This is a genomic window from Pseudoalteromonas sp. Angola-7 (assembly GCF_028599255.1).
GTDB lineage: Bacteria > Pseudomonadota > Gammaproteobacteria > Enterobacterales > Alteromonadaceae > Pseudoalteromonas > Pseudoalteromonas atlantica.
In genome coordinates, this window is the sequence record NZ_JAQREL010000005.1 from 117,238 (window position 1) to 140,760 (window position 23,523).

At 42.6% G+C, this 23,523-nt stretch carries 15 protein-coding genes; 3 read left to right on the forward strand and 12 right to left on the reverse strand.

Annotated elements, in window-relative coordinates; genetic code table 11:
• Window positions 1–2 precede the first annotated feature (2 nt).
• Together PSH50_RS09335 and prlC are read right to left on the reverse strand one after the other, a co-directional pair.
• Window positions 3–1,184 (reverse strand): PleD family two-component system response regulator, encoded by a 1,182-nt coding sequence (locus tag PSH50_RS09335; RefSeq protein ID WP_154944670.1) that lies wholly within the window; start codon window positions 1,182–1,184, stop codon window positions 3–5.
• A 131-nt stretch (window positions 1,185–1,315) separates the two neighbouring features.
• Window positions 1,316–3,367 carry an oligopeptidase A gene (gene prlC, locus PSH50_RS09340; protein ID WP_273609583.1) on the reverse strand — a complete coding sequence of 684 codons (2,052 nt, stop codon included), beginning with the start codon at window positions 3,365–3,367 and terminating at the stop codon, window positions 1,316–1,318.
• A 226-nt stretch (window positions 3,368–3,593) separates the two neighbouring features.
• Between prlC and gorA the strand changes: the two genes are divergently transcribed.
• From gorA to PSH50_RS09355, 3 genes are all read left to right on the forward strand, one after another.
• The gene (gorA, locus tag PSH50_RS09345) at window positions 3,594–4,955 is read left to right on the forward strand and encodes a glutathione-disulfide reductase (protein ID WP_055254577.1); all 1,362 of its coding nucleotides are present in this window, start codon (window positions 3,594–3,596) and stop codon (window positions 4,953–4,955) included.
• Window positions 4,956–5,268: 313 nt separating this feature from the next.
• The gene (locus PSH50_RS09350) at window positions 5,269–5,853 is read left to right on the forward strand and encodes a hypothetical protein (RefSeq protein ID WP_232510954.1); all 585 of its coding nucleotides are present in this window, start codon (window positions 5,269–5,271) and stop codon (window positions 5,851–5,853) included.
• Window positions 5,854–6,062: 209 nt separating this feature from the next.
• Window positions 6,063–6,899: a mechanosensitive ion channel family protein gene (locus tag PSH50_RS09355; protein ID WP_055254579.1), complete on the forward strand. Its 837-nt coding sequence runs from the start codon at window positions 6,063–6,065 to the stop codon at window positions 6,897–6,899.
• Between the two features lie 50 nt (window positions 6,900–6,949).
• Here PSH50_RS09355 and tldD read toward each other — a convergent pair whose 3' ends face one another.
• The 10 genes from tldD to PSH50_RS09405 form a co-directional block, all read right to left on the reverse strand.
• Window positions 6,950–8,389, reverse strand: coding sequence for a metalloprotease TldD (tldD, locus tag PSH50_RS09360; RefSeq protein WP_024032486.1), 1,440 nt, complete (start codon window positions 8,387–8,389; stop codon window positions 6,950–6,952).
• Window positions 8,386–9,213: a carbon-nitrogen hydrolase family protein gene (locus PSH50_RS09365; protein WP_273586670.1), complete on the reverse strand. Its 828-nt coding sequence runs from the start codon at window positions 9,211–9,213 to the stop codon at window positions 8,386–8,388. Before PSH50_RS09365 ends, tldD begins: the two co-directional genes overlap by 4 nt.
• Window positions 9,210–13,067: a YhdP family protein gene (locus tag PSH50_RS09370; RefSeq protein WP_273609584.1), complete on the reverse strand. Its 3,858-nt coding sequence runs from the start codon at window positions 13,065–13,067 to the stop codon at window positions 9,210–9,212. The genes PSH50_RS09365 and PSH50_RS09370 overlap by 4 nt, the downstream gene beginning before the upstream one ends.
• Window positions 13,067–14,539 carry a ribonuclease G gene (gene rng, locus PSH50_RS09375; protein WP_004585759.1) on the reverse strand — a complete coding sequence of 491 codons (1,473 nt, stop codon included), beginning with the start codon at window positions 14,537–14,539 and terminating at the stop codon, window positions 13,067–13,069. The genes PSH50_RS09370 and rng overlap by 1 nt, the downstream gene beginning before the upstream one ends.
• A gap of 1 nt (window position 14,540) precedes the next feature.
• A complete protein-coding gene (locus PSH50_RS09380; RefSeq protein ID WP_024032489.1) occupies window positions 14,541–15,110 on the reverse strand; it encodes a nucleoside triphosphate pyrophosphatase in 570 nt (189 codons plus the stop codon).
• The gene (gene mreD / locus PSH50_RS09385; protein ID WP_004585757.1) at window positions 15,110–15,589 is read right to left on the reverse strand and encodes a rod shape-determining protein MreD; all 480 of its coding nucleotides are present in this window, start codon (window positions 15,587–15,589) and stop codon (window positions 15,110–15,112) included. Before mreD ends, PSH50_RS09380 begins: the two co-directional genes overlap by 1 nt.
• Window positions 15,582–16,424: a rod shape-determining protein MreC gene (gene mreC, locus PSH50_RS09390; RefSeq protein ID WP_024032490.1), complete on the reverse strand. Its 843-nt coding sequence runs from the start codon at window positions 16,422–16,424 to the stop codon at window positions 15,582–15,584. The genes mreD and mreC overlap by 8 nt, the downstream gene beginning before the upstream one ends.
• Entirely contained in the window at window positions 16,424–17,467 is a 1,044-nt protein-coding gene (locus PSH50_RS09395; RefSeq protein WP_002958401.1) for a rod shape-determining protein, read from the reverse strand. Before PSH50_RS09395 ends, mreC begins: the two co-directional genes overlap by 1 nt.
• A gap of 136 nt (window positions 17,468–17,603) precedes the next feature.
• The gene (locus tag PSH50_RS09400; RefSeq protein ID WP_004585755.1) at window positions 17,604–19,643 is read right to left on the reverse strand and encodes a formylglycine-generating enzyme family protein; all 2,040 of its coding nucleotides are present in this window, start codon (window positions 19,641–19,643) and stop codon (window positions 17,604–17,606) included.
• 176 nt (window positions 19,644–19,819) lie between these two features.
• On the reverse strand, window positions 19,820–23,500 hold the full coding sequence (locus PSH50_RS09405) for an H-type lectin domain-containing protein (protein ID WP_273609585.1): 3,681 nt from the start codon (window positions 23,498–23,500) through the stop codon (window positions 19,820–19,822).
• Between the last annotated feature and the right edge of the window lie 23 nt (window positions 23,501–23,523).

Here is a 23,523-nt window from a genome sequence, read left to right on the forward strand (position 1 = left end):
CACTAAAATAGCTCTATATCGCTTTGATGCGCAAGACTATGTGAGCTGGCCTCCTCTACTTTAGAGCGTAAGTTGCACAATAATTCGTTGCGGCTCTCGGTCACTTGTTTAAGCTGGTACTTTATAAACGCTAAATCACTGTTTGCGGTTACTAGCAGTTGCATAGTTTCGTCTAATTGCGACATGTATAAAGTTAAATCAGCTGGATTGGCGTGTGCTTGTGTTTGCTTAATTGCACAGTTAAGTTCATGAAGCTGCTCTATAAACTGCCTTGTGTAGTCGTTTTGTACAACATTTTGGCTGGTAAGCTGCTTTACTATATCTTGCAAAGCAGTGCTAATTTGGGTGGCTTGTTCAAAGCTATTTTCGTTTCTTTCCATAGCAACGACCTTTTCGTTTGTCACTTCGAGTATGTGCGGGAATAAGTCTTTATAACGGCCGTATAAAGCACGATTATCAGCCGGCATATTTTTAATTAATAAAGATATTTTGGGGTAGTTAATAATGGTGCTGCTACCAATATCAACAAACCGCTTGGCATTACGGTGCTGCTCTAAAAGCTCCTGCTCGAGCGGGCATACGCCACTTTCTAAACTATAAAAATAGCTCCCCCCTTGATACCAAAATACAATAACAACGTCTAAATTAAACGGGCTAAAAAAGGCAAGTAAGTGCTCGCTTAATGACTGAAAGTTATGACAGTGATAGCTTTGCCCCACAAACCTAACAATACGCCCCATATCCCCCGACTCCGCCAAGGCCATTGCGGCGGTATCTTGCGCTTTAGCTACATCAAATTTTAGCTTTTCACATTGCTGCCGGTACTCATAAAGCACTTTAATGCGTGCCATTAGCTCTTCGGTGTTGAAGGGTTTTATGATGTAGTCAGACGCGCCTACGCTGTAGCCTTTTACTCTATCGTTAAGCTCCACCTTAGAGGATAAAAACATAACGGGTATATCGTGTGTTGACTCATCTTCTTTTAGTGCTTGGCATACTTGGTAGCCGGATTTACCGGGCATTTCTATATCAAGTAAAATTATGTCGGGCGTGTGCTTTTTGGCTAGCTTAAGTCCTTGTTCGCCATCTTTAGCGTGAATAAGCTTACAAAAGCCCGCTAAAGCCTCTTCAATAATTCGATGAACATACAAATCGTCATCAATCGTTAGTACCAACTTTGCCATGCCCTAGTCCATTTTGCTGCGTATACACAAAGCATAGTACGGGAGGTTAAAATTACTAAAAACAATTGGCCAATATATTAAAAAACATAAAAAAAGCGCCATGTAGGCGCTTTATAAGGTTAAGTAGTTGTTTATGCAGCTATACCACTGTGACGCAGTAGCGCATCAACATTTGGCTCGCGACCTCGGAACTTTTTAAATAACTCCATAGGTTCTTCACTGCCGCCTTTTTCTAAAATATTTTCTAAGAAGGCTTTACCTGTTTCGGCGTTAAAAATACCGTCTTCTTCAAATTTAGAAAATGCATCGGCAGAGAGTACCTCAGCCCATTTGTACGAGTAGTAACCGGCGCTGTAGCCACCTGCAAAAATATGACTAAAGCCATGTTGAAAACGATTAAACTCAGGCGGGTTAACCACCGACGTGCGGCTACGTACATCGTTTAAAATCGCTTGAATTTGGCACTCTTGGTTTGCCTGGTAGTCGTGGTGGATTCTAAAATCGAACAACGAAAATTCAATCTGACGCAGCATTTGCATGCCAGAATTATAGTTTTTAGCAGCCAGTAGCTTATCAAGTAGCTCTTTTGGTAATGGCTCACCACTTTCAAAGTGGCCTGAAATAAAGCTCAGCGCTTCTTCATCGTAACACCAGTTTTCTAAAAATTGGCTTGGTAGTTCTACGGCATCCCATGCAACGCCGTTAATACCAGCAACAGGAGCAGCATCAACTTGGGTAAGCATGTGGTGTATACCATGGCCAAATTCGTGGAAAAGCGTGGTTACTTCGTCATGTGTAAATAGCGCCGGTTTGTCGCCTACCGCTTTATTAAAGTTACACACTAAGTATGCCACGGGTGTTTGCAATTCGCCGCTGGCGCGCACTTTACGCCCCATACAGTCATCCATCCACGCACCGCCACGTTTGCGCTCGCGTGCATATAAATCAAGATAAAAACGACCGCGCAATGTATTACTGCTATCAAAAATTTCAAAAAAGCGAACATCGCTGTGGTAGCTATCAAAGTCGCTTACTTCTTTTACCTTAACACCAAAAAGGCGGCTAACGGTTTCAAATAAACCGCTAAGTACTTTATCTGCAGGGAAATAAGGGCGCAGTACTTCATCTGAAATTGCGTATTTTTCTTGCTTGAGCTTTTCGCTGTAGTAACCAAAATCCCATGCTTGAAGCTCAGTAATGCCATGGTGTTGCTCAGCATAGGCTTTTAGCTCTGCCACTTCTTGCTCTGCTTGAGGCTTAGACTTAGCGGCTAAGTCTTCTAAAAATGAGAAAACTTGCGCTGGCGACTCAGCCATTTTAGTTGCTAATGATTTTTCAGCGTAGTTATTAAACCCTAATAGCTGCGATAGCTCATGGCGTAGTGCAAGCTCTTCTTTCATAATGGCTGAGTTATCAAACTCACCCGCATTAGGGCCTTGATCTGAAGCGCGCGTACAAAATGCCGTGTAGGTTTCTTTGCGCAGTTCGCGGTCATCTGCATAGGTCATTACCGGTAAGTAAGACGGAAAATCAAGCGTAAATACCCAGCCGTCTAAACCTTTGCTTTTAGCTGTTTCGCTAGCAAGCGCTAATGCCGACTCTGGCAAGCCTGCCAATTGGCTTTCATCGGTAATGTGTTTATGCCATGCAAGCGTTGCATCCATTACGTTGTTGCCAAATTTAGAGGCAAGTTCAGATAAACGCGTGCTAATTTCGCCGTAGCGCTTTTGATCTTCTGCTGATAATGCAATGCCTGAAAGTTTAAAATCACGTAGGGCGTTGGTGATGGTTTTTTGCTGCGCAGTGCTGAGTGTTTTAAATTCATCGCTGTTATAAAGCGCATTATACGCTTCGTACAGGCCTTGATGCTGCCCGACAAATGTTGAGTACTCAGATATAAGTGGTAAACATTGCTCGTAGGCTTCACGCAGCTCGTCGTTATTCATGACTGAATTAAGGTGCGATACTGGTGAAAACATACGCGAGAGTTTATCGTCGGCTTCTTCAAGGGGTAATACTAAATCGTTCCATGTATACGAGCCTTTCGCTAACACGTCATCTATGGCTTTACGACATTGCTCTATACCGTGCTTTAGTGCCGGTACTACGTACTCTGGCTTTATTTTTGAAAACGGGGGTAAGCCTTCTAGGCCAATGAGTGGATTTGTTTGTGCTTCGCTCATGAATTTTCTCAATTTAATTGACTATGAATTTGAAGTTGGGGCAAAACGGTGAAATACAAGCCTCCATTAATGGGTCTAATATAGCTTAGGATGAAACTGATCGGCATAATAAACAATTTCGTTTGTTGTATTTATCAGCTTTTTAGCGCGCCGCGCTGGGTGACTTGCACTTAGCATATGCTATCATCGGCACATTATAGTTAAATATATTTTTTGAGGATAAAACATGGCTCAGCATTTTGATTACATTGCGATTGGTGGTGGTAGTGGCGGTATTGCCTCTGCTAACCGTGCGGCAATGCGTGGCGCTAAAGTAGCGCTTATCGAAGCAAAACACATGGGCGGCACCTGTGTTAATGTAGGCTGTGTGCCTAAAAAAGTAATGTGGCATGGCGCACAAGTTGCTGAAGCAATTAACTTATACGCACCTGATTACGGCTTTAACGTAGAAGTAAAAGACTTTAACTGGAGCAAACTCGTTGAGAGCCGCGAAGCGTACATTGGTCGCATTCATAAAGGATACGACAACGGTTTAGCGAACAATGGCGTAACCGTAATTAATGGTTTTGCTAAATTTGTTGATAGCAAAACCGTAGAAGTAAACGGCGAGCATTACACGGCCGATCATATTTTGATTGCAGTAGGTGGACGTCCGCATACTCCTAATATTCCAGGTGCTGAGTACGGTATAGACTCAAATGGCTTTTTTGAATTAACAGAGCAGCCAAAGCGAGTAGCGGTAATTGGCGCAGGCTACATTGCTGTAGAACTTGCCGGTGTACTGCATGGTTTAGGCACAGAAACTCATTTATTTGTACGCAGACACGCGCCACTTCGTAATTTTGATACGCTACTGGTTGAAACCCTGGTAGAAATCATGAAAAAAGAAGGCCCAACACTGCATACCGAATGCTCTCCTAAAGAAATTGTTAAAGAAAGCGATGGTAGCTTAACCATTCATTTTGAAAATGGTTACAGCCAAAACGTTGACCAAGTAATTTGGGCTATTGGCCGCGAGCCAAGCACCGATGTAATTAACATTGCAGCAGCAGGGGTTGAACTAAATAGCTCTGGTTATGTAAAAGTAGATGAATATCAAAATACAAACGTACCTGGTATTTATGCTGTGGGCGATATTATTGAGCACGGTATAGAACTTACGCCTGTCGCTGTTAAAGCCGGCCGTACCCTATCAGAGCGTTTATTTAATAAAGACCTACCTGATGATTTAAAAATGGATTACAGCCTTGTACCTACCGTGGTATTTAGCCACCCACCTATTGGTACTATTGGTGAAACCGAGCAAGAAGCTATTGCTCGCCACGGCGAAGAAAACGTAAAAGTGTACAAGTCGGGCTTTGCCGCTATGTACACAGCCGTTACACAACACCGCCAACCGTGTGCAATGAAGCTTGTATGCGTAGGCCCTGAAGAAAAAGTAGTTGGCTTACACGGCATTGGTTTTGCCGTTGACGAAATGATTCAAGGCTTTGCGGTTGCTATGAAAATGGGCGCAACTAAAGCTGATTTTGATGCCGTTGTTGCTCTGCACCCTACAGGCTCAGAAGAGTTTGTGACGATGCGCTAAGCAAATTCTGCTTATAACGTTAAAAGCCCTTACTATGTTTTAGTAAGGGTTTTTTTATGCTTAACGCATTTAACCCTATGCAGCACAACTAATTAACTCAACTTCTTACAAAAAACACATCATAAATACATAAAATAAAAACATAACCCATTAATTTAACAGCAAAAAACTTAGACCGATAAATATATAAAAAGTTTCTATAATGTTTTGGCTTTTAGCCATTTTTATAATTAAACTGCCGCGCATTGTTTTCTATTTGAGCTTTTATATGTTTTTACTGCGATCTTTTATTTACTTATTATGCTTAGCAGGTGTGGCTTTTTTAATTCAGCTTGAAGGTTTTGATTTACAGCAAAATGCACTTTACAGTGAAGAAACACTAACCGAACACATGCAAGATATTTTAACGTTTTTAAGTTGTATGCTGTTTTTCTACGCCTCACGTATTCATTCTGATCTTAAAATAGCCGCGCTGTTACTGGCTGCATTGTCGGCTGCTATGTTTGTTAGAGAATTTGACACCTACCTAGATATGTATGTGTTTGATGGCGCATGGCAAGCAATTGTATATACGCTGTTAGGGAGCGTACTACTTTACTTAAAAGCCCAACGAGGCTTTATTTACAGCTCGTTAAAAGCCTATGCGCAAACACCGAGCTATGGTATTTGTCTGTCTGGCTTAGTGACCTTACTCGCTTTTTCGAGAATGATGGGCAAGGGCGAGTTTTGGCACTCAGTTATGGGAGAACAATACGTTCGGGTCGTTAAAAATATTATTGAGGAAGGCATAGAAACCCTAGGTTACACGCTTATTTTTATCGCTGCTATTGAGCTTGTATTGTTTTGCCAAAAACACGCTCAATACGCGCAAGCCTCTATTACAGAGCACACAGCCTAGCTGCTAAGTAATACCGGTTTAATTAAGTATTAGCCGTTCTAGCGTGCAAAATAAAGCGCTAACAGGGTTATAACGCTATTCACCTATAGCTATAAATGGCTCATAACTTAACACAATTGGTATAAGTGATTTTATGTAGCTTAAATTTGCTAATTGGTTTGATTACTCAATATACTTAGCGTGCCTATTGCTACTCGTATTTGGAAGTTATGATTAAAGACATACTCATGCACCCTTTTTTAGTTTCTGTGCTCGTGCTTGCCATTGCATTTGTGCTTAAAGTACTGGTTGATAAACTAGCAAGAAACCGCGCAGAAAAAAAAGAAAAAGACATTCGTTACATCACTCATAACATTAAGCACTTTATTAATTTTGTTATGGTGTTGTCGCTGCTATTTGTGTGGTCGACCGAAATACAAAATTTTGCGCTGTCTATTGCTGCGTTTGCTGTAGCTATAGTGCTTGCAACTCGCGAGTTTATACAATGCGTTATAGGCTTTTTTTACCTAGTTACCACCCGCCCGTTTAGAGTAGGTGATTGGATACAAGTAGGTGACTATTTTGGCGAAGTAGCCGAAACAGACTGGGTAAAAACCACCATGCATGAAATAGACATGCACACTTATCAGTTTTCGCGCAAAACCATTTATATACCAAATAATAAGCTGATCACCAGCTCAATTAAAAACCTTAATTATGTAAAACGCTTTGTTACTCATCATTTTACTATTGTACGCAGAGAGAGCTTTAACCCTTATGTTATTCATGACGAATTAGTCAATCAGGCAAAGCTGTACTGCGAAGAGTTTCACGATGTAGCAACACGTTATAATTCGATGATAGAGCGTAAACTCGATGCCAAAATTTCGGGTCCGGCACCGGTTATTCACTTTGGCACTACAGAGCTTGGTGAGTTTAAAGCAAGCTTTACGCTATTTTGCCCAACCAACAAAGCACTTGAAATAGAGCATAAATTAACTGAGTGTTTTATGGCTTTGTGGTACGAACAGGCGAAGAAGAACAAAGAAGAGCAAAGCGAGGCGTAAACCTCGCATTGGTAATCTATAAAGCGCGAATTGCTTCGCGCTTTATTGTTTTATGCGGTGCCACCTACTGTAAGTTGGTCTATTTTAAGGCTTGGTTGACCTACCCCTACAGGAACGCTTTGGCCATCTTTACCGCAGACACCTACGCCTTTATCAAGGGCTAAATCGTTGCCTACCATAGAGATATGCTGCATCACCTCTGGGCCATTGCCAATCAGTGTTGCACCTTTAATTGGCTGGGTAATTTTACCGTTTTCAATTAAATACGCCTCTGATGCGCTAAATACAAACTTACCTGAAGTAATATCTACTTGGCCGCCACCAAAGTTTGGTGCAAATACCCCTTTTTTAACTGAGCTTATAATATCAGCTTGGCTATGCTCGCCCCCTAGCATGTAGGTGTTGGTCATACGCGGCATAGGTAAATGCGCATACGACTCACGACGTGCATTACCCGTTGGGTTTACACCCATTAAACGCGCATTGAGCTTATCTTGCATGTAGCCTTTTAAAATACCGTTTTCGATAAGTACGTTATAAGCTGCAGGTGTGCCTTCATCGTCAACGTTAAGTGAACCACGGCGATCAGCCATGGTGCCATCATCAACTACTGTACACAGCTCAGATGCTACTTTTTGCCCCACTTTACCGCTAAATGCCGAAGCCCCTTTACGGTTAAAGTCGCCTTCAAGGCCATGGCCTACCGCTTCGTGTAAAAGCACGCCAGGCCAGCCATTGCCTAACACAACTTCCATTGTGCCAGCTGGTGCATCAATTGCCTCTAAGTTTACTTTAGCTTGACGTACTGCTTCTTCGGCAAAGCCCATCCAGCGCGGCTTGCCTTCAACTAGTTCTTTAAAGTAACCATAATCTAAGCGTGCGCCGCCCCCTGCACCACCGCGCTCACGGCGGCCATTTTTTTCAAGTAAAACGGAGCAGTTTAAACGAATAAGCGGGCGTATATCGGTAGCAAACGTGCCATCGCTGGCAGCAATTAATACTTCTTCGTATACAGCCGACATTGAACTAATTACTTGCTCAGCATCAGGGGCGAGTTCGCGTATGTAGTTTTCAAGCTCACGCAATAAACTCACTTTATCGCTGTCACTCATGCTTGATATTGGCTGATGCGGGGCAAATTGCTCTTTTGCTTTCACATCGCTAAATACTTTAATGGTTTTATCTTCGCCTGCATCGGCAATGCTACGAGCCGCCGTTGCGGCTTTGTTTAACGCTTCAAGGTTAATGGCATCAGAGTAAGAAAACCCTGTTTTTTCACCACTAACGGCACGAACACCTACTCCGCGCTCAACATTGTAAGAGCCTTCTTTTACTAAGCCGTCTTCAAGCACCCATGACTCATGATGGCTGGATTGAAAGTATAAATCGGCGTAATCCACTTTATGCTGATGAATATACCCAAGCGTTTTTTCGAGTTCTTCTCGATTTAGCTGGCTGTCGTGTAATAAATGCTGTTCAACCGAATTCATAATAAATGCTCTCTAAATCGTTGATGAGATTGCACGGGCATATCTCTTCTAATTTTATTTAACTGGTTTAGGTCGGCGTAACCGCTTATAAACCCTACCCCACTTTCAAGCGTTGCTATTTGCTCGCCCCACGGTGAAATAATAATACTGTGGCCGTATGTTTGGCGGCCATTTTGATGCGTTCCATACTGCGCCGCTGCAATAACGTAACATTGCGTTTCTATTGCGCGTGCTTTTAATAAGGGTTGCCAATGTGCTTGCCCAGTAGGGACTGTAAAAGCACTGGGCACTAAAATTATTTCAGCCCCTTGGCGCGTAAGTGCGCTAAATAATCCGCTAAAGCGCAAATCATAACATACTGTTAAGCCAATTTTACCAAACGGTGTAGCAACAACCACCACATCATCGCCTGTCTGAATAAAGTCTGACTCTCGATAGCTGACGGTTTTATCGGCCACATCAACATCAAATAAATGCATTTTATTATACGTGGCTACGCATTCACCTTGGCTATTAAATAAGTACGAAGCCGCAAAGTATTTATTATTTTTGTGTGGCTCAGGGATAGTGCCCGCATTTAGCCAAATATTATGCTTTTTACACAATGCACTTAATTGCAGCTTGTAGTGAGTAATACGTTTAGCAACCGCTAGCGTATCATGGCCACTTTTACTAAATACTAAAAACGCCTCGGGTAAACATACAAGCAATGGCCTGGCTGCGGGGAGTTTATTTAACGCCTCGCCAAGGGTTGCCATGTTTTCGTCGGGATTGGTGCCTGAGCACATTTGCAAAGCAATTATATTGGCGTTTAGCGTACTCATTGTGTTGCTGTTACCGCGGCATCTTTAAGTGTGAGTGTACTGGCCGCTTGCGGCTGATTTTGCGCAGCTTGCGGTAAGGTAACTTCTTTACTTTTACGCTCAAGCTCTTGTACCACAGGGTCATTCATTTTGCCGGTTACTTTAAAGTTAATTTCGGAGATCACCCTTGCTGAGTGAATAACCTTATCAAGCGCTAAAGCGGCAAGCCCTGTGACGGGATTAACCATCCAAGCCACTATAACCGGAATACTAGATGTTACTTGTGGTGCCACAGCTAAATCGTAATCTATTTCAAGGGTGTTTAAATTAGCATAGCCGTTAATCGTTAAATCAGCTGGTACGCCATCCATTTTGGTATCTTTTGTGTAGGCTATACCTTTATCTAGCTGCATAGAGCCTTTTAAGCTGTTATAAAAAAAGCCTTTTGAAAATACATCTCTAAAATCGAGTTTTAATTTACGCACTAGCGAGTCAAGGCTAAGTAGCGAAAATACACGCGCCCCACCATCACTTATTTCAGCAATGTGGCCTTCACCTAAATCCCACTTAACTTCACCGCCCAAACTAGGTATATCAAAGTTATACGGGGCGCCTTGCCAAGCAAGGTTGTAGTTAATATCGGCTTTTGAATCTTTTATAGCGGTGGTGATATCAAACTCATCAAATAGCGCGCCTATATCGTCACTTTTAAGTTCACCATTAAATTGCGTAAAGCCACCTTGCCATTGCCCTTTGGTACGTAAAATATGATCGCCCTTATCAACCACAAGCTCAGAAATAGTAAGCTTGTCGCCTTCACCGACCAGCGAAGCGCTCACTTTATCAAGCTGATAACTTGCCACTTTACAATCTGCACACTCAAATTCAATGGCAGGTACTGTGTTAAGCCACGCTAGGTTTTGCTCTGGCAGTACATCGGTGATCTCAAGATCTTCTTCTACTTTAGGTGCAAAGTTAAGTCTTAAGTAATCGCTATTTATACGTATCGGCTGGCTTGGCTGAGAGCTGGGAATAAACACGTCAGCACGCAGTTCTTTGGCATTAAGCTTTAAATATAAGTCGTTTTGCTGGGGCGCTAAGCGCATTTCAAAATCGTTAAAAATAATGTCGCTAGCATTAACCTTATCAATATGCGCAACCACTTCATTTAATGGCGGCATAATACCCTCAGACTGCTGGTCTGGCTTAGCTTGAGCGGCTTTAATTATTTGGTCTATTAATTCAAACCATGCTTCTAGTTGCGTTTGTTCAAGGTTAATATTAACGCTTAAATCTTTTTGATTTAGCCCTAAATCTTGCTCACCAAGTACAATATGCATATTACTAAATTGCGGCTGACCGTTTTCTAAAATCGCATTAAAATATAGCTGCTGATTAGCATTAGCCGTAATAAGATTTGAAATATCATCGCCTTGCACTATGCCCGTTAACGGCCAAACCTGTTCACTTGTTTTGCCATAGGGCGCTGGTAGCGTGCTCGTTAACCCTCGTAGCTCTGATCTTACCTGAGCGCGGTAATTAAAGCCTTGCTCAGTAAAATTAAGTGCAAGGCCTATATCAACTTCACTTTGCCCACTCAGGTACCCTTTCAGTACACCTTGCGCCTGGGTTGTTAGTGTATCTGCATTTAGTAACGCCGTTATATCAATATTAGCGGTGTACTGCTGTGCTTCGCTTGCACTATTATAGTTAATGCTAAGCGGCATACCCAACCATGTAGCACTGGCGTTTTGCATGCTAATTGTATCGTTTTCAAAGCTGAGCTCGCCACTTAGTTTTTCAAGCGCAATGCCTGGGGCTGTAATATAAACAGGCAAATCGTTTAGCTTTACTTTGCCGTTTACACTGGCTCCACCTTTAAATTTAGAGCCAATTAAAAGTGTTACGCTTGCATCGGCTTGACCTTTACCTTGCACCACTTCAAAAATATTGGCCAGTGGGTTTGCAATGGGCGTGGCTGCAAAAAAGTCATGCAGTTTTTCCATTTGCGCGCGTTTATCTATTTGTACAATGAGTTCATCAGCGTGCATTAAATCGGCAATACTCACTTGCACGCTATCGCCTACTTCTAAATTAACTAACTGGCCTTGCTGGCTGTAAATATCCATTCGCTCGTTGGCAAAGTGCAACTGCACATTGGCGTTAGTTACTGCCGGCCAATTGGGGTCAAACGCGTATGTTGCGTTATCTATTTGCGCGAGTACATCAAATTGGCCGCTGCCATCGGTGAAAGGAAAACCTGAAAGCGGGCCTGCAAATAATACTTGCGCCTTAGCTACTTCGCCCCCTTTTATTGCGCCGTTTAAGTAGCTTACAAGTTGAGGGCTCATTGCCTTTAACGGAAAGTAGTGCCCTGCTACTGTGGCATCCTCTGCATAGGCTTCTGCGTATAGATCTAAGCGAGGATCGTCGCTAAGGCTTACATTTAGCTCAGCCGCTAAGGTAACTTCGTTATTATCAAACCAAATATTATTACTGCTTACATTCCAGTAATTATCTGTTTTTGCTAAATCCAGATCGATATTAATTTGGTTGTAATCAATATTTTTACTGAAGCTGTCGCCGGTTATTAAAGTCCCGTTTTCGCCAAATAGCTGCACTCGCCCGCGCTGCTGATTTATAAGCCCCGAGACTCTAAGCGCCTGCGCTGCAGGAATACCAGACACTTCTTGCCAGCCAATATTATTAGCTGAAAACCATAACTGCCATTGCTCATCTGGATTAAGTTCTAGGTAGGCTTGATCGATAAAACCACTTGGTTTGCGGTTTAAAAGTGGCTGTAATGCTTCAAAATTAGTTAACGACGCCAAGTTACTCAGTAAAGAAAGATCGACCTGCTGCAGCCACACTTTATTTTGCTTACCTAAGTTTGCCTCAAATTCTAGACTTGGCCAGGTTGTGTCGTTATTACTAAATGTTAGGCCCGTGCTTTTTAAGTGCCAAGCGTTTGCCTCAGGAAATAAATGAAATCCCCCTTCGCTTAAGCTTACTTGTTTAGCTTGTTGGTTGTTTTGCCAGTGCACAAAGCTAGGTAACCACTGCATTTTTACGTCGCTGATAAAACCATTTTCGAGCTTAAGCCAAGACTTTAAGTTTATGTCTGTGTAAAGCTGTTGTTTTTCAGTATTAATATATTGCGCCAGCCAATTAGACACATCTACGCTATTTGCTTGAACGTAAATGTCACCCGCAATTTGCTCTATAGTTTTGCCACTAAGTGCGATACGAGCGTCAAAGCTACCCACACTAATGCCGGGCAAGGCGAGGCTGCCGCTTCCTAAATGTTGTTCATCTTGGTTTTGCCATACTATGTTTTCGAGTAATAGTTTGCGCTCTCTACCGTCTTCTAAAATAAAATTAATACTCGAATTTTCAATAGCAAAATGCCCTGTATCTCCTAAAAATAGCTCTTCAATTAGCTCTTTTTGTTCAAACGAGACATCATCGTTATTGGTGTTATTAAATAAATTTTGAATATTTACACTGGTATGAAAGCCATTAATAACAAAGTAATTAGACTTTAACTGAAAGGATTTAATGCTCTCCCATAGGTTAAGCTCTAAGCTTGTTTTGGCAATAGTGAGCGATATAGGCGCAGTTTCGTTATCCTTAAAGGAGAGATCTTCCAATACCAAGGCAGGGCCGGCGCCATGCCAACTGGCAGAGATTGCCCCTATAGAAAGACTAATGGCAAATTTATCGTGCAGGTAGGTTTCTATATCGCCTTTGTAGTCGTTTGCATAAGGTAAGGTGTACTTTAAAATAGAAACAATCACGGCCAGTAATACTAAAATTATGGCGCAGGTTTGCCATAACTTTCTAAAACAAAAAAAACAGACCGCTTTCGTTTTCATTACATCATTACCACATCAAACTGCTCTTGGCTGTATAGGCTCTCTGTTTGAATATTGACCTGCTTACCAATAAATAGTTCAAGTTCGGCAAGGTTATGATACTCATCATTGAGTAAGGCTTCACTTACTGCAGGCGCCGCATACACCATGAATTTATCGGCATCGTAGGCACGATTAACGCGCACTATTTCGCGCAGTATTTCATAGCATACGGTTTCGACTGTTTTTTGTGAGCCACGCCCAGAGCAAGCCGGACACACATCACACAAAATATGCTCAAGGCTTTCGCGGGTGCGCTTACGGGTCATTTCTACTAAGCCTAATGCGCTTAAGCCGTTTATGTTGGCTTTTGCACGGTCTTTAGATAGTGCTGACTCTAGAGAATGTAATACTCTGCGTTTATGATCTTCGCTGATCATATCGATAAAATCGATAATAATAATACCGCCTAGGTTACGCAGGCGTAGCTGCCTAGCAATGGCTGATGTGGCTTCCACATTGGTATTAAAAATGGTTTCTTCTAAGTTACGATGCCCTACAAACGCACCTGTATTCACATCAACGGTGGTCATCGCTTCGGTTTGGTCGATAATTAAATAACCGCCTGACTTAAGCGTGACTTTACGATGCAGTGCTTTTTGAATTTCGGTTTCAACGTCAAATAAGTCAAAAATTGGGCGCTCACCTGGGTAGTACTCAAGTGCTTGCGAAAGCAAAGGCACAAACTCTTCAGTAAACAGCTTTAGCTCTTGATAGGTTAGCTTAGAGTCAACCCTAATGCGCTCCATATCTTCACCTACGTAGTCGCGCAGGGTTCTAAATGCAAGCGTTAAGTCTTCGTGTAATATACTGGCTTTATTGGTTTTTTTACGACGTGATACAATTTTTTGCCATAGTTTTCGTAAAAATTCAGCATCGTGCCTAAGCTCCGCTTCACTGGCGCCCTCTGCCGCTGTACGAACAATAAAACTGCCATTATCGTCGCCGTATTCTGCCACTATTTTTTTAAGTCGCGCACGCTCTTCTTCGGTTTCAATACGCTGACTAACACCTACATGCGTAGCGTCTGGCATAAACACTAAATAGCGCGAAGGAATAGTGATATCGGTAGTAAGCCTAGCTCCTTTAGTGCCTAGTGGATCTTTAACCACTTGCACCATAATGTATTGGCCTTGGCGTACTAGCTCACGTATGTCTTGTACTTTTTTGATCGGCTCGTCGTCTACGCCCTCAACTATTGAGGCGCTATTGACTATGTCTGATGCATGCAAAAAAGCGGCTTTTTCTAGGCCTATATCAACAAAAGCAGCTTGCATGCCTGGCAGTACACGGCTTATTTTTCCTAAGTAAATATTGCCTACAATACCTAGGTTGCCTATACGCTCTAGTTGAATTTCTTGTAATACACCGTTTTCGATTAGGGCAACACGGCTTTCACTTGGCGTGACATTTATTAGTAATTCTGTACTCATGTTACCTTCTTAAGAATGCTTGTAATAATTGTTCGGTCTCGTATAAAGGTAAGCCTACAACAGCAAAATAGCTACCCGCAATGTGTGTAACAAAGCGACCACCTAAGCCTTGAATGCCATAACCACCGGCTTTATCTTGTGGCTCGTTTGACTCCCAATAGCTATTTATTTCTTCATCGCTGAGGGTTTTAAAGGTCACATCGGTACTCACTACACAACTTAGTACATCTGTTTGTGTAGCAAAAGCAACGGCAGTAAGTACTTGATGTGTATTACCAGATAAACGTTTAAGTGTTGTTATGAAATCGTTTTTATCGCGTGGTTTACCCAACGATTCGTTATCAATAACAACCACAGTATCGCTACCAAGCACTGGGCGGTCTGTGTAACCAAGCGCTACGCCTGTTTGCGCTTTTAAGCGGGCTAAGCGCTCAACCAATGCATGAGGCTGCTCGTTTGCAAGTGGGGTTTCATCTGCATCTACACTGAACTGTTCAAACTCAATGCCTAACTGACTCAACAACTCTTTACGTCGCGGGGAGGCTGATGCCAAATATACTGCGGTTGTCATTACCTGATCCTAAAATGTCTACGGTATTTGCGAAGAAGTAAAAAGACCCAAAACCAGCTGACCATACCGGTCGCCACTGGCCACAGGTATTGTGGATTAAAATAAACACCTAATAAAAAGTGATTTAACCAAAATTGCATTAAGTGATACAAGGTTAAAAATAAGCCCACTAATAAGCTTTGCTGCCAAAGCGAAAAGTTACGTATTTTTTGAAAGTTACTTGCGGTCACAAATATACAAATAGAATACGTGAGTGAGTTAACCCCTAATGGCGAGCCTAAGGCTAAGTCCATGAGTAGGCCAACAACCCACGCGGTACCAATATTTAATCTATGCGGCACTGCCAGTGACCAGTACATTAATACCAGTAATACCCAATCAGGCCTGAAGGGCTCAAACGAAAAAGGCAGTGGCATTAATGCCATAATTAAAGCAAAAAAGATGCTTAGGGCAATTAACAATGAATAACGATTAATCATCGCTGATTTGCTCCTGTTGATTGCGCCATAAAATAACTAACAAACGAATACGGTCTAGCTGTGCAATAGGCTCTGCAAATACTTGGGCAAACGGGCGTCCTTCATCGCGGTTTATTTCGGTGACAACGGCCACCGGATAACCTTCAGGAAACGTACCGCCAAGCCCCGAGGTCACGAGTACATCACCAATGCGAACATCAAGGCTATGAGGTACATGCGAAAGCTTAACAACGTTAATTTTACCTATGCCTTCAACTACCGTGCGTACGTCGTTTCGTAGTATACGTACCGGCGTAGCATGAGTTGTGTCGGTCATTAGTAGCACGCGCGACGTGGTAGAGCCTACTTTTGTTAATTGGCCAACAACCCCCATTTCATCAATTACGGCTTGGCCTTCGCTTAGGCCGTCGGTGGTACCGCGGTTAATAACCACTTGATGACTATAAGGGTTTGAGTGTACAGAAAGTACTTGGGCTATTTTTTTACGATTAGATTGCTTAGCCGATGAGCCAAGTAAAGCGCGTAGCTTTTGGTTTTCGCGGGCTAAAAATTGGTATTGCTGCAATTGCTCACTTTGCAGCATTTGCTTTTTTTTCAGCGCTTCGTTTTCACTCAGTAACTGATCGCGGGTATGCAGGCTTTTAGCACCTAAGCTAAATATTTCGTAAGGGAGGTTGGCAACGTAAATTAATGGGCTAACAAGTGTATTAAGGCTCGTACGTACAACCGTGCCGCCTTGTGTAAACTTATCGCCCGCAATGAGCACTATGCTCAAAAGCACTGCGACAAAAAGTCGCAGTTGCAAAGAGATGGTTTGTCCAAACAGTAATTTCATTAATCGTAACTAAAAACGTCACCACCATGAACATCAATCATTTCAAGTGCTTTACCGCCGCCACGTGCTACACACGTAAGTGGATCATCGGCAACAACCACAGGAATGCCTGTTTCTTCCATTAATAAACGATCTAAATCTTTTAATAGTGCACCACCGCCAGTCAGAACCATACCGTGAGCTGAAATATCTGATGCAAGCTCAGGTGGAGACTGCTCAAGTGCAACCATTACCGCACTTACAATACCCATTAGCGGCTCTTGGAGTGCTTCTAAAATTTCGTGCGAGTTAAGTGTAAATGAGCGAGGAACACCTTCGGCTAAGTTACGACCGCGTACTTCAATTTCAATTGGTTCGTCAGTTTTAAAAGCAGAGCCAATTTGATGTTTAATATTTTCAGCCGTTGCTTCACCAATTAGGCTACCAAAGTTACGGCGCACATAATTAATAATGGCTTCATCAAATTTATCGCCACCAATACGCACAGACGATGAGTAAACAACACCGTTTAGTGAAATAATAGCAACTTCGGTAGTACCACCACCAATATCAACAACCATAGAACCGGTTGCTTCTGATACTGGTAGCCCAGCACCAATTGCTGCGGCCATTGGCTCTTCAATTAGGTAAACTTCGCGCGCGCCGGCACCCATTGCTGATTCGCGGATTGCACGCTTTTCTACTTGGGTTGCACCACACGGTACACAAATAAGTACACGCGGGCTTGGGCGCATAAAGTTATTGTTGTGCACTTGTTTTATAAAGTGTTGTAACATTTTTTCGGTTACATAAAAGTCGGCTATTACGCCATCTTTCATTGGGCGAATCGCTTTAATATTACCCGGTGTACGCCCTAGCATTTGTTTTGCTTCTGTACCCACAGAAGCAACACTTTTAGGTCCACCAGCGCGTTCTTGACGAATAGCTACAACTGAAGGTTCGTTAAGTACAATACCTTCTTCTTTTACATAGATAAGGGTATTGGCTGTACCCAAGTCGATCGATAGATCGTTTGAAAAAATACCACGGAGTTTTTTAAACATGAGGCTGGATGACCTTTGAAATACGTTCTTATGTTAGCTGCACTCACTTTAACATGCCTAATTAGATGAGCAATATAAAGCGCAACTACCTTTGTTAATTTGTGAAAAAAGGAAGCTAGGCTTCCTTGGTTAAATGCTATCGTTCGCGGACTAAGCGAAAGCCAATGTAGTTAGATCTAAAATCTGGCGCTAAAATTAATCGTGTTGAAGCACGTGCAAGGCTTGGTGCAAAGTTCCACGCCCCGCCTCTTACTGCAACATCAGATTCGCCCGACTCTTTAGCTGTCCATTCCCACACATTGCCTACGGTGTCGTATAATCCAAATGCGTTAGGAGAAAAAGAACCCACCGGTGCTGCACGTTTGTTTGACCATTCGCTACCACACCAACCACAGTTAGCTAAATTTTTACCTATTTCGTTACCCCAAGGGTATTCTGTTTCTGTACCTGCGCGAGCGGCGTATTCCCATTCAACTTCATTAGGTAAACGGTACTGCTGGCCGGTTTCGCCAGAGAGCCATTCGGCATACGCTTTCGCGTCGTTAAATGTTAAACACACAGCAGGAAAATCGCTGCTTTGCTCAAAACCTGGGTTACGCCAGTTTAAATTAGCTTCCCATACGGGTTCGCCATTTAAATAATAAGCACACCCTTTGCTTTGCTCTGCTTGTGTTTTATACCCAGTACTTGCTACAAACGCTTCATAGGCACCTACGGTAACCTCTTTGGTTTGCATAGCAAATGAGCTGGCTATCACTTTTTCAATAACCGGGCGTTCATTTGCTAAACCATTGCCGTTAATATCGCCCATCTTAAATTTACCGGCGGGCACAACTACAACATTATTTTGTACATCAGCAGAGCGATTAGTGCTTGCTGTACGACTTACAGGTTTTGGTTGCTCGCGAGTGTAAGCCGGTGCAGCAATCGACTCAGACTTTTTTACTAAGTTAGCATGAATAGTCTGTGCTTTAGTTAAATCAACTCTTACTTTGTAAGGCTTATAACCTAATTTACGTATTTCTACGTTATGCACACCACGCGGTAAACGCGTAACTAAACGCGTAGAGCCAAAGCTCACCCCATCAATAAACACTTCATCATCGTAAACATTTGAACGTAAAGTCAGCTCAACTTGCTGATTTTTCTCTTTATTTATAATTGATGGATAGTTTTTTTTTGTAGGTGCAGCTTTCACTGAATAATCGCGCACTGGCTGATTGTTCATTCGCGATACAGACACAGTGTCGGTATTATCCGCGGCGTTGCTGAATGTTAACTGACTATCAGAGTAGGTTGTACCGTAACCAGGCTGATACGCTGTCGCGAGTGGCGAGCCATATTCAGAACAATAACGGTTATCTACGTTTAATAAGTTACATAGGCGGCTGCTGTTTACTTCGCCGCGCATGGTTACGCTTAAGTTAACGTTGTAATTGCCTTGTCCGCTAAATGCACTGTTAACTACATGGCTACTTAAAATTTGTACTTGTGCGCCTGCCATGTTGCGTTTTGGTTCAACAATTCGCTCTTCTGTTAAATTAGCAAATATTTGATCAACAAAGCGCTTAGTGGCTTTTTGTAAACCCATTTGCTGGCCGCGTTGCTCACAAGCTGCGAGCGTTTCGGTACGCTTACAGTTAATTGTGTGGTTTACTTCAAGTGTACCTTCGCGGGTAAACTCATTACGTAAACGCTCTACTCGGGCTGTAGTTAATTGCTCTTTTAAGCTTTCTAAGGTGTTTAAAAGCGTATGTTTTGCAACACGAATTTGCTCTATATCTTTACGATGAGATGCAATTGCCGCCAACTGCATTGAGATGTCGTCTTTATTTTGCTTATGATCAACCACGGCTTTTTGATAGCGCGATTGGGCAGCACTAATATCAAGCGTAGGATCGTCAATTAAGCGGCGATACATTTCGTTCATCGCATCAAGTGCTTGGTTTTTCTCTTTATCAAGCTCTGTAGAGCGAGAACGAAGTAGTTCAAGTTGGTTTTGTAACTGACTTTCTTCTTTTAAGTGTTTTTCAAGTATTTGTGTCGAGTTATCGTATTCTGTTTGTTTAATACTAATCTCTGATTCAATTCCGGTTACTGTTGCTGTGTCTTGTGCAAATGCACTACTAGCTAACAAACTAGCGGAAATTAACAGAGATAAAGGAGCAATTCGCATATATTCCAGTCCCAAAAAGCGGCAATTATTTGGTCGTTATTATTGTTTATTAGAGTGTACTCACTTTTGAAAGCTGAACATTTTTCAACCATCAAAAATCAATACACCCAATGCCTTATGCTATGTACTTGAAGCACAAAACACAAGCTTTGTTCAATTATTATCTTAGTTTACAACTATTCTCTTGTTTCACGCCAGTAAATAACCCGATCATTTCCTCTAAAGCGACCAAATTGCAAAATAGCATGGGGATCTTGCTGTGAATTATCACCAAGCCAATCCCACTTTAACCAATTTTCTGTTTCGTATTTTAATGTAAATGTACCACTGCCATTTGGTGTTGCATAAATAGCATTGTTTGTAGGGTAGCTGCCAGCTTCTAATGAACCCGCTGCACCTGCACCATACTCATAGCTTAATATTGGCGTTGAAGGCGATATTTGGGATAACTGCGGATGCTCAAATACACTGCAGTTATCTTCGGTATTTAGTACAAAGCCTGTTCCATCAAAGTACTGAGCCTGCATAGGCACACGTAATGAGTCTAAATCTGAGCCGGCATTGTTGCCTAGCACTAACCGTCCAAAGCGAAAGTCTATTGGCACATCGTTTAAACGCACACTATTGCAATCAGTGCTGCAGCTTGCTTGCGTACTCGGCTCATCGTTAGCATCAATTAACGTAGCGCCTTCTGTATTAGTGACGGTGGCCATAAGATTAACCATAGTAAATGGGCCGTCGGGATTATTTATAGCCAAGCGCGTTAACATGGCAGTGCTGTCGCTCATTTGCCACTGTCCATCGGCTAGAGTGTTCCAACTGTTGCTGCTTATATTTGCTAACCTGCTGGTTAACGTTGTTGCTGGTACATAATTACCAGCTTGATTGTTTTCGGCATTTATTTGTACTTGGGCTTTTTCAAAGCCTTGTTTGTAATTAGCCATTAGCTGGTTGTTATGATTAAGCGCTTGTACCGTAAAACCAAGCTCAAAGGGCTGATCTAAATAGGTTAAATTACTGCCTAACTGTGTACATTGCGCAGCAGCTTGAACACCTAATACTTGATAGTGCGATGGAGCAAATCGCCCTACGTTGTTTAGCTGCCCTTTTACATCGCCCACACCAAAATAATCGCCATCTTGTAAACCCGCAAATACGTTTATAATACCCACTTGGTCATAAGCGTACTGCGATATGGACTCACTCAAGCTTCCCGTATCAGTAAAGGCAAGGGTACTTAGCGCTTCAATTTGCCCCTCATTACCAGAGCTGGGTAATACTAAGCTATGTGTTACTAAAGGAGACTCGCTAATGAAGTGTTTGGCAATGGGATTACTATGAATAGCGCTATAGTTATCAGGTATCCCGTCATTGTTATTGTCTTGCCCTGCGCGCCATTGTACTGCATTCATTTTTAAATCAAATGACTCACCCGTTAATCTAAATAAACTATCGTTTGCTGTTTGGGCATAGCCGTCACTTGCAACTTGCATCGCTAACCCAAAGGGCTTAACTACATATTCGTTAGAGCTGCCGGTTAAGCTTACTGATAAATTAGTTACTGGGTCTAATACAACTGTTGCCCGTGCATTTAAGCTTAATTTAGCGGCATCAGGGTAGTTAATAGCAATAGGGGATTTTGAGTCTTGATCAAAGGTGAGCGAAAAAGTTTGATATGCTTGCTGCACGCTATACGTATTCGCATTATTACTAAGTTGTATTGGATCTGAACACGTAGCGCCGGCACTGCAGGTATAAGCTAAATCTAAATCAACTTGACCACCTGCAGGGAATGCGGCTTCACATACGCCTGTTGTGGTATTTGTTTTAACCGCTTGAATGGATAGCTCGGCGGCATTAAAACCTTCGCTAGAGGGTTTACCAGATAATTGAGTGGGGATACTCGCTGTATTGGCGGTGTCGTTATTAAAAATAAACCCTGCATCAGAAAAAACCACTTTGCACCCGCCCAGGCCTACGTTATTACCATTAATATAACAACGCAGCGGTGCAGATGGGTCGGCGGTATTATAGCCAAGTGTAACGGTGCCTGTGGTACGCTTTGCAAGCGCTACTGTGGCAGAGCCTGTAAAGGTAATATTTTCACCGCTTACCCAGCTTTGCTGGCCACTGTTATCTGGAGACAGATCAAGTGCGGAAGGCTCATCGTACAGTAAATCACATACATCGTTTGCACAGGCGGTTAATGTCATTTCTTTTGCTTGACAGGTTAAACCTTGGTTATCACTTAATGATATGCGGTAGTGATCAAGCAAAACCGGCGTAAAAATACCGCAAAATCCAGGAATACTCTCTGGCACTGTTAACGCATCAAACGTAGAGCTGCCCTCGGTTATTACTTGTGTTGCAGCGGTTATAGAGCCCTGGTATGTGACATTTTGAGCAATTCTTACCTCCCCCGTTGCGACAATATATGCAGCAATATTTGCATCGGCCGCAATGGCAACATCACCATCGACATATATAGCTAAATACGCCCCTTCCTCAACCGCAATATTCGTTTTGCCTATGTTCAAAAATGCGCTAGAAATTAGCGACGATGTATCTTTTAAAAAGATACGGGTGGGCGCTGTTACCTTGTACTCATCTTCCAATAAGTTAAGTGCTAGTTCGTCATAAAAATAATCGCCAGCTAACGATACAGGCACATCACCGGTAGAGCTTCCATCGTTTGTGACCGTGGGTACTTGCGCAGCTTGATTTGGCTCAAGGGAGTTATACCCAGTGGCCACACAGCCTTGGCCATTACACAAAGGCGGGTTGGTGAGTGCCGTTGATATTAAATTAGTGGTGGTAATAAATTGTGCATTGCTATCGGTTATTTCCACACCTTGAACAAGCTGCACTTGTCCATCATTGTAGGTAGAAATAGCGCCAGGAAATAAAGTATCGCAATCTAAAATATCGCCATTAAATACAAACGTACTGGTCATGGCCAATATAGAGGCTTCTTCTTTTACGTGGTTACGCTCTCTGTCGCCATCACGGTCTTCATCAACCACCAGCCCTAACCGATCCGCTCTTAAATTACAGCTGCGCAGCCACCCACCGTCTTCTTCAAGTCGGGAATTTTTACTTGCCACCACCAGCGGTGCCTCACTAAAGTTATTGTTAAAATTAAAGTAGTTACACCCATCATTCCAACCATCAACTTCGAATCCTGTAAAAAAGGTCTCCCACGACACTTCTACCCCATTGTCATCGGTAAAGGTGCGATTACTGCCAGGCTCTACAGCCATGTAGGCCACCGTTTCAGTTTGAATAACACCTAATGCGGTTTCTGAGGCCTCTAACGCTATATTTACCCCGCTTGTAGATATGGAACCACTTTGCACTGCAATGGTTAAAAAAGGCACAAGCGCTTGAGACGGCGGGTTACTATCTAAACTATTTAGTGTTTGTAACGAATGAAAAAAGTTAGGCCTTACGGCAAACGGTTTATTAAAAGTCAGTGATTTGTAACCTTTAGGCGTGATGGGGGCAAACCCCGACTTATCACCGTATTGTAGTTCAAGGCGTAAGTCGGTGTTTCCTACTTCCATAATGGTCCCATCAGGAAATTCATGCACACCATATTCTACCGCTAAATAGTGCGCGCCCATGGTTATATGCTCACCATCTTCTCCTGATGGCTCAAGTGGCAATGCCTCAAACCCTGTGGTTGTTACATTGCGTATTCTCACTATAGCGGGGTTACCGCCTTGATTAGTGGACAACATAAATACCGCAGGAGGGGTTATGTATTGCTGCTGAAAATTTATTTTTGTCCATATGGGTGAAGTGTACGTGTCTTGTAGCTCTATAAATCGCCCTTCAATTTTAGGCGGTACAGCCATAGCGCATCGGCTTAGTAGCAAAC

Coding starts and splice junctions, on each gene's coding strand:
- rng (WP_004585759.1), bottom strand. CDS start 14,539: ATGAGTACAGAATTACTAATAAATGTCACGCCAAGTGAAAGCCGTGTT.
- PSH50_RS09380 (WP_024032489.1), bottom strand. CDS start 15,110: ATGACAACCGCAGTATATTTGGCATCAGCCTCCCCGCGACGTAAAGAG.
- gorA (WP_055254577.1), top strand. CDS start 3,594: ATGGCTCAGCATTTTGATTACATTGCGATTGGTGGTGGTAGTGGCGGT.
- mreC (WP_024032490.1), bottom strand. CDS start 16,424: ATGAAATTACTGTTTGGACAAACCATCTCTTTGCAACTGCGACTTTTT.
- PSH50_RS09355 (WP_055254579.1), top strand. CDS start 6,063: ATGATTAAAGACATACTCATGCACCCTTTTTTAGTTTCTGTGCTCGTG.
- PSH50_RS09335 (WP_154944670.1), bottom strand. CDS start 1,184: ATGGCAAAGTTGGTACTAACGATTGATGACGATTTGTATGTTCATCGA.
- PSH50_RS09400 (WP_004585755.1), bottom strand. CDS start 19,643: ATGCGAATTGCTCCTTTATCTCTGTTAATTTCCGCTAGTTTGTTAGCT.
- PSH50_RS09365 (WP_273586670.1), bottom strand. CDS start 9,213: ATGAGTACGCTAAACGCCAATATAATTGCTTTGCAAATGTGCTCAGGC.
- prlC (WP_273609583.1), bottom strand. CDS start 3,367: ATGAGCGAAGCACAAACAAATCCACTCATTGGCCTAGAAGGCTTACCC.
- PSH50_RS09405 (WP_273609585.1), bottom strand. CDS start 23,500: ATGGCTGTACCGCCTAAAATTGAAGGGCGATTTATAGAGCTACAAGAC.
- PSH50_RS09370 (WP_273609584.1), bottom strand. CDS start 13,067: ATGAAAACGAAAGCGGTCTGTTTTTTTTGTTTTAGAAAGTTATGGCAA.
- mreD (WP_004585757.1), bottom strand. CDS start 15,589: ATGATTAATCGTTATTCATTGTTAATTGCCCTAAGCATCTTTTTTGCT.
- PSH50_RS09395 (WP_002958401.1), bottom strand. CDS start 17,467: ATGTTTAAAAAACTCCGTGGTATTTTTTCAAACGATCTATCGATCGAC.
- tldD (WP_024032486.1), bottom strand. CDS start 8,389: ATGAATTCGGTTGAACAGCATTTATTACACGACAGCCAGCTAAATCGA.